Genomic DNA, 6,941 nt, shown 5'->3' with positions numbered 1-6,941 from the left:
GGGTGCCGGCCGATCGGGCGCAGGTCGTACCGCCTCCGCCGCCGTGGCTCGTCGGCCGCTTCTCCCAACTGGATTTCTCTTCGGTGCCCGACGAACTCTGGCTGGCCGTACGTCAGTACCTGACGCGGATGAGTCAACTCGACGCCAACGTCGGCTCGTCGATGGCGCAGCGCCTGGCCGACGATCTGGCCGCTCGTACGGGAGTGCCGCTGCCTCCGGACGTGCCACCGATGGCGTTTCTGGCGGCTGTGGTGAGCGAACGGCAGTCGCGGGACGCCCGGCGGGCCTTCGGCGCCGTACCGACCCCCGGAGGCACTCCTCCGGCCCGTGTCGGTGGGCCGTCGGCGCCGTCACCGCGAGTGGGCCGGCCAGAGAGGTCGGGGCCGCCGGTCGCACGGCCTGACGACATCGGGCCCGGCACCACGGGGACGGCGAAGTCTGCTTCCGCGCCGGCCGGTTCACCGGCCCCGGCGCCAGGCCCAGGTCGCGGTTCGGACTCCGGTTCGGGGTTCGCGCCGCCCGCCTAGGGAGCGTCAGGGCAGCGCCGACGGCGGGGTTTCGAGATCTTCGAGCTCGATGCCAGGCGCTGCCACGACCACGTCGCCGCTGATGTGAACAGTGTGCCGTTCGCCGGTGTCCAGGGCGCTGACCTGGTACTCGTCCACGTTCAGGGGGCCATTGTCAGTGGCATGCGCTTCACTTCTCACCAGTGCCCAGGACTGGTCGAGTGTGCGGGGGGCGAGGACAGGGTGCGTGAAGGCGACGAGACGGACTCGGGTCGGGGGTGAAGCGGCGGTGAGACGCAGCAGACGCGTGAGGGCGACAAGGAAGGCGGGGGACATACCGGTGAAGGCATGGGCGGGGGCGTTGCCTTCGATCGCCTCGGCGCCGGAGGGATCGGTGCGGACCCAGGTGACGCCGTCGAGGGCGGCGGCACGCACCCGCCAGCTCGCGGCGTGCAGTTCGAGCCGGATGGGGCGGCCGAGTTCGTCGAGAGTGAGGTCGACGGAGCCGGCGTGGTCTCCCGAGGGAGCGGTGGTCTGGGAGACGTATCGCCAGCCCGAGGGCCCCGGCGCGCAGTGGAAGTGTTCTTCGCCGAGGGGGGTGCGGTCGTGCGGGTCGTGGAGTGAGTAGCGGCCGCGGGGCATGTGCGTGATTCCTTCGGTGTCCTCGGGGCGGTGCGTGAGAACGCACGGGATGTTGCCCGCGTACACACGGGCCACCTGGGCCGGTAGCCGGTCGGGCCAGGAGCCGGAAAGCGGGGCAGGCCCCCCAACACGGGGGTGTGGGGGGCCTGTCCGTACCGCTGGTGTCAACGGTGCCGCTGAGTCATCAGTAGCGGTAGTGGTCCGGCTTGTACGGGCCTTCCACCGTCACGCCGATGTACGCGGCCTGCTCGGGGCGCAGTGTCGTGAGCTTCACGCCGAGCGCGTCGAGGTGGAGGCGGGCGACCTTCTCGTCCAGGTGCTTGGGCAGCACGTAGACGTTGGTCGGGTACTCCTCCGGCTTGGTGAAGAGCTCGATCTGGGCCAGCGTCTGGTCCGCGAACGAGTTGGACATCACGAAGGAGGGGTGCCCGGTCGCGTTGCCGAGGTTGAGCAGACGGCCCTCGGACAGCACGATCAGCACCTTGCCGTCGGGGAACGTCCAGGTGTGCACCTGCGGCTTGACCTCGTCCTTGACGATGCCGGGAGTCTTCGCGAGGCCGGCCATGTCGATCTCGTTGTCGAAGTGGCCGATGTTCCCGACGATCGCCTGGTGCTTCATCTTGGCCATGTCCGCGGCCATGATGATGTCCTTGTTGCCGGTCGTGGTGACGAAGATGTCGGCGATGCCGACCACGTCGTCCAGCGTCGAGACCTGGTAGCCGTCCATGGCCGCCTGGAGCGCGCAGATCGGGTCGATCTCCGTGATGATCACGCGGGCGCCCTGGCCGCGCAGCGACTCCGCGCAGCCCTTGCCCACGTCGCCGTAGCCGAAGACCACGGCGACCTTGCCGCCGATCAGGACGTCGGTGGCGCGGTTGATGCCGTCGATCAGGGAGTGGCGGCAGCCGTACTTGTTGTCGAACTTCGACTTGGTCACGGCGTCGTTGACGTTGATCGCCGGGAAGAGAAGGGTGCTGTCACGGTGCATCTCGTAGAGACGGTGGACACCGGTCGTGGTCTCCTCCGTGACGCCGCGGATCTCGGACGCCAGGAGCGTCCACTTCTGCGGGTTCTCGGTGAGGGTGCGGTTGAGGAGACGAAGGATGTAGCCGTACTCCTCGCTGTCCGCCGTGGCCGGGTCGGGGGCCGCGCCGGCCTTCTCGAACTCGACGCCCTTGTGGACGAGCAGCGTGGCGTCGCCACCGTCGTCCAGGATCATGTTGGGGCCGCCGGTGGACGAGTTGGGCCAGGTCAGGGCCTGCTCCGTGCACCACCAGTACTCTTCGAGCGTCTCGCCCTTCCAGGCGAAGACCGGGACACCCTGCGGGTTCTCGGGGGTGCCGTTCGGGCCGACGGCGATGGCGGCGGCCGCGTGGTCCTGGGTGGAGAAGATGTTGCAGGACGCCCAGCGGACGTCGGCGCCGAGCGCGACCAGCGTCTCGATGAGGACGGCCGTCTGCACGGTCATGTGCAGGGAGCCGGTGACGCGGGCGCCGGCGAGGGGCTGTGCCTCGGCGTATTCCCTGCGGATCGACATCAGGCCGGGCATCTCGTGCTCGGCGAGGGTGATCTCCTTGCGGCCGAACTCGGCAAGCGAGAGATCGGCGACCTTGAAGTCCTGCCGGTTGGCGACAGTCGTCATATCGAGCTGCTCCTCGTGAAGGGGTCGAGGGTGGGTACGGCTGACAGTGCGGCGGCGGGCATAGGAATGCCCGGACGTACGCAACGCAGTCCGTCGGAGGCCCTCTCTCCCTCGGCCGGTCCGCGCCGCAGACCGCCCGACCGCCATCAGCAGCGACGTCTGGCTCTGCTGACGAATCTACACCGATCGGCCCAGCGGCCCCACAGTGCACCGGAGGACGGACCCCTTGAGCGGCTGATTCGAGACGGAGACCAATTCGGACCTTCAGGACTTCGCGGCCCGTCCGTACGGAGGCCCCGACGCGGGGTGCGCCGGGGCCTCCGTACGGATACGAGCAGACGGTCAGTGGTCGTTGTCCGCCTGGGAGGTCGGCTCGGCGCCCGGCTCGGGTGTCGCCTCCGATGTCGGCTCGGAGTCCGTCGCGCCCGGCGACTTGGCCGGGTTGGTGCCCGCCGCCGCTGCCGCTTCGCTGTAGATGTCCGGCTCCAGGTAGATCACCCGGGCGATCGGGACCGCCTCGCGGATCCGGGTCTCGGCGGCGTTGATCGCGTGCGCGACCTCTGCCGCCGTGTCGTCGTGCCGGACCGCGATCTTGGCGGCGACCAGCAGTTCCTCGGGGCCGAGGTGGAGGGTGCGCATGTGGATGATGCCGGTGACGACGTCGCCGTCGACCATCGCGTCCTTGATCTTCGTCACGTCCTCCAGCCCGGCGGACTCGCCGAGCAGGAGGGACTTGGTCTCGGCCGCCAGGACCATCGCGATCACGATCAGCAGGATGCCGATGCAGAGGGTGCCGATGCCGTCCCACACTCCGTCGCCCGTGGCGAGGGCCAGACTCACGCCGACGAGCGCGAGGATCAGGCCCACCAGCGCGCCGAGGTCCTCCAGCAGGACGACCGGGAGTTCGGGAGCCTTGGAGTGCCGGATGAACTCCTTCCACGAACGCTTGCCCCGGGTGGCGTTGGACTCCTTGATGGCCGTACGGAACGAGAAGGTCTCGGCGATGATCGCGAAGACGAGGACGCCGACCGGCCAGTACCAGGCTTCGATCTCGTGCGGGTGCTTGATCTTCTCGTAGCCCTCGTAGATGGCGAACATGCCGCCGACCGAGAAGAGCACGATGGAGACGAGGAACGCGTAGATGTAACGCTCGCGGCCGTATCCGAAGGGATGCTCCGGGGTCGCCTCCCGCTTGGCCTTCTTGCCGCCCAGGAGCAGCAGCCCCTGATTGCCGGAGTCGGCGAGGGAGTGCACGCTCTCCGCGAGCATCGAGGACGAACCACTGAAGAGGAACGCCACGAACTTGGCTACTGCGATCGCTAGGTTGGCGGCGAGCGCCGCCACGATCGCCTTGGTTCCGCCTGACGCGCTCATGGGTGCGGTGGTTCCCTTCCTCGGTCTGCGGCCCTGGAACCGCGGTACGGCGGGTCATTGTTGCAGCCGCCGGGACGGGCCGTAAGCGGAGCGCGGGTTCAGGCGACGACGGTGGCGCGGTAGATCGTTCCCGAACCGGTCAGTTCGGTCTTTTCGCCCGCGGGGACGAAGACGGAACCCCCCGGCGCGAGGTCGATGTCGTTGGCGCGTGGTGTGCCCTCGGTGCAGAGCAGGATCTGGGGTGTGCCGACGGTGAGTTCGCGAGGCGTCGCACCGGGCGCGAGGACGTACCGGGAGAGGCGGAACTCGTCGATCGGGGTGTCGTACAGCTCCTCACCGGACGACGACGCCTCGGGGCGCAGCACGGCGGGGTCGGTGGCTTCGAAGCGCACGATGCGGAGCAGTTCCGGCACGTCGACGTGTTTGGGGGTGAGGCCGCAGCGGAGGACGTTGTCCGAGTTGGCCATGATCTCGACGCCGAGGCCGTTCAGATACGCGTGCGGGACGCCCGCGCCGAGGAAGAGAGCTTCTCCGGGCTGGAGTTGTACGTGGTTGAGCAGCATGGCCGCGATGACGCCCGGGTCGCCCGGGTAGTGCCGGGCAATCGATACATATGGCGAGTACTCGCCACCGAGGCGTGCTGCGGCTTCGGCGGAGGAATGAACCGTGTGGGACATCTCGTCGGGGTCGGCGGTCAGCACGGCGGTGAGGACTTCGCGCAGCGCGGCCTCCTCGGGGTGTGCGTGCAGGAGGTCCACGTACGGCTTGAGCGAGTCGACGTCGAGGCGGGCGAGGAGGTCGGCCGTCTCGGCGGGGGCGCGGAAGCCACAGAGTCCGTCGAAGGGGGTGAGGGCGCAGACGAGTTCGGGCTTGTGGTTGGTGTCCTTGTAGTTGCGGTAGGGCGCGTCGATGGGGACGCCCTGGGATTCCTCTGCCGCGTAACCCTCCCTCGCCTGGCCGGGGTTGGGGTGGACCTGAAGGGAGAGGGGGGCGCCGGCCGCGAGGAGTTTGAGCAGGAAGGGAAGACGTGGGCCGAATTTGCTGACGGTGGGGGCACCGAGTTCCGCCTCGGGGGCAGCCGCGATGACATCGGAGAGGGGGTGTTCGAGGGGGGTGGTGGATCGATTCACGCGGGACGGGGCCCCGGGGTGGGCGCCCATCCACATCTCGGCCTGGGGCTCGCCGGTGGGGGCGGTGCCGAGCAGTTCCGGGATGAGGGTCGTGGAACCCCAGGCGTAGGGGCGCACGGTGTTGGAGAGGCGGTCCATGGGTGCTTCCTTGTGGCGTGGCGTGGCGTGGCGTGGCGCGGGCGGAGTGCGGGGCGCGGGGCACGGGCGACGGGTGGGGCGAGGTGGTGACGGCGGAGTGTGGGGTGATGCGAGGTGTGGCGTGGTGACGGCGGAGGTGGTGGGTGCGCCGGGGTGCGGTGGGCGCGGCGTCGCGGGGCGGGCGGTGCCGGTGCCGGTGCCGGTGGAAGGTATCGCGGGCAGGTGAGGTGCGGTCAGCGTGGGGTTGAACGCTGAGGGCGGTCCCGGCAGCCGGTCGGGATCATGTGCGGCTGCCCGAGGCGAGAGCCAGATAGACGGCCGCGAAGTCGGTGACGGCTACGAGTTCCGCGAGGGATTCGAGTTCGCTGCCCTCCTGCGGTTCGAGTTCGCTGATGGCCGTCTCATGGCTGAGGGCGAGTTCGCGGGCGGCAGGGGCCGCCGTCAGTCCGCCGACGGGGCGGTCGCGGAGCAGGACCACACGGGCCCGCAGGGCTTGGGGCTCCTCGACGCGGTCGCGGAAGAAGTCGTCGGGGTCCGCGGCGCCGCCGGCGAAGTCTCCGCCGAGGAGAAGACCGTGGGCGGGCAGGGCGCCGGGGAGTTCGGCCGTGAGCGCGGGGCGGCCGGACAGCTCGGCCAGCACGGACGCGAAGCGGCGTCCTACGGGGGCTGCGGCCGTGCCTTCCGTCCAGATGAGAGGAAGGTTGTCGGCGAGTTCGGCGGCGAGGGTCTTGGCCGGGTTGCTGTACGTCGCGATGGCCGGGCCGCAGCGTTCCGCCGTGCTGTCGAGGCGGTCGGCGACCGACTGAAGTGTCTCGGCCGAGGCGCTGAGCAGTCCGAGACGGTCAAGAAGGGAGAGAAGGGGGGTGAAGAGGGCCCAGAGAGCACCCGGGCTCGCGGCCTGGATCTCCTCGTACTGCTCCTGCGGAGTGGGTGCCATGGGCACGGCGAGACCGTGCGTGCTGTCGACGGCGTCGCTGAGCGGGGAGTGGCGCGGGGTGACGGCGACGACGGTGCAGCCACGGCGGTACGCCTGCTCGGCGAGGAGGGCGAGGCCGGGTTCGCCGCCGTCGGTCGTGGCGATCAGGAGGAGGTCGACCGGGCCGGCCCAGCCGGGGAGCGCCCAGCGCAGGGCACCGGCGGCCGGGGCGACGCCGGTCGGACGAAGGAGAGTGACGGGTGCGGCGGCGCCGGCGAGCGCGCCGAGCAGGTCGGCCACACCGAGGGCGGCTGTGCCGGAGCCCGCGAACAGCACGGCTCGGGGGCGCCCCTCCGGGTTGAGCTGCCCGATGCCCGCTTCGGCCGCGTGCCGGACAGCGGTACGCACGCGGGCCCCGGCCTCCGCTGCGCCGAGCAGCAGCCCACGGTGGTCGACGCGGGCCAGCGCCTCGGGCGCGTCGAGCAAGGACTCGTCGAGCATGGCGGGGTGGGTCTCCGATCGCCGGGCGCCGTGGGTGGCGCGTGGAGCACGGGCGTTGGCGGGGCTGGTGCGTTGTGGCGTTTGTTTCGTCG

Annotated in this window: 6 protein-coding genes (1 of these 6 running past the window's edge); 1 reads left to right on the top strand and 5 read right to left on the bottom strand. The window is 70.2% G+C overall.

Features of this window, described 5'->3' with window-relative positions; all coding sequences use genetic code 11:
• On the top strand, positions 1-527 hold the 3' portion of the coding sequence (locus OG875_RS19705; protein WP_330175536.1) for an RDD family protein. The gene continues 451 nt to the left of window position 1, outside the view; 527 of the gene's 978 nt are visible here — the last part of the coding sequence; its start codon lies beyond the left edge, outside the window; the stop codon is at positions 525-527.
• Positions 528-533: 6 nt separating this feature from the next.
• On the opposite strand, the gene OG875_RS19700 is transcribed toward OG875_RS19705, so the two are convergent.
• The 5 genes from OG875_RS19700 to OG875_RS19680 all read right to left on the bottom strand — a co-directional run bounded on the left by OG875_RS19700 (position 534) and on the right by OG875_RS19680 (position 6,849).
• A complete protein-coding gene (locus OG875_RS19700) occupies positions 534-1,148 on the bottom strand; it encodes a hypothetical protein (RefSeq protein ID WP_330175535.1) in 615 nt (204 codons plus the stop codon).
• 184 nt (positions 1,149-1,332) lie between these two features.
• Positions 1,333-2,790 carry an adenosylhomocysteinase gene (gene ahcY / locus OG875_RS19695; RefSeq protein ID WP_330175534.1) on the bottom strand — a complete coding sequence of 486 codons (1,458 nt, stop codon included), beginning with the start codon at positions 2,788-2,790 and terminating at the stop codon, positions 1,333-1,335.
• A gap of 342 nt (positions 2,791-3,132) precedes the next feature.
• Entirely contained in the window at positions 3,133-4,164 is a 1,032-nt protein-coding gene (locus OG875_RS19690; RefSeq protein ID WP_330175533.1) for a cation diffusion facilitator family transporter, read from the bottom strand.
• 98 nt (positions 4,165-4,262) lie between these two features.
• Positions 4,263-5,432, bottom strand: a complete 1,170-nt coding sequence (manA, locus tag OG875_RS19685) for a mannose-6-phosphate isomerase, class I (protein WP_330175532.1) — start codon at positions 5,430-5,432, stop codon at positions 4,263-4,265.
• Positions 5,433-5,712: 280 nt separating this feature from the next.
• Positions 5,713-6,849, bottom strand: a complete 1,137-nt coding sequence (locus tag OG875_RS19680; protein WP_330175531.1) for an SIS domain-containing protein — start codon at positions 6,847-6,849, stop codon at positions 5,713-5,715.
• Positions 6,850-6,941: the final 92 nt, after the last annotated feature.

Origin of the sequence: Streptomyces sp. NBC_01498 (genome assembly GCF_036327775.1) — a bacterium.
Taxonomy (GTDB): Bacteria; Actinomycetota; Actinomycetes; order Streptomycetales; family Streptomycetaceae; genus Streptomyces.
This window is presented reverse-complemented; position numbering and strand designations above follow the sequence as displayed.

Coding starts and splice junctions, on each gene's coding strand:
- OG875_RS19700 (WP_330175535.1), bottom strand. CDS start 1,148: ATGCCCCGCGGCCGCTACTCACTCCACGACCCGCACGACCGCACCCCC.
- ahcY (WP_330175534.1), bottom strand. CDS start 2,790: ATGACGACTGTCGCCAACCGGCAGGACTTCAAGGTCGCCGATCTCTCG.
- OG875_RS19690 (WP_330175533.1), bottom strand. CDS start 4,164: ATGAGCGCGTCAGGCGGAACCAAGGCGATCGTGGCGGCGCTCGCCGCC.
- manA (WP_330175532.1), bottom strand. CDS start 5,432: ATGGACCGCCTCTCCAACACCGTGCGCCCCTACGCCTGGGGTTCCACG.
- OG875_RS19680 (WP_330175531.1), bottom strand. CDS start 6,849: ATGCTCGACGAGTCCTTGCTCGACGCGCCCGAGGCGCTGGCCCGCGTC.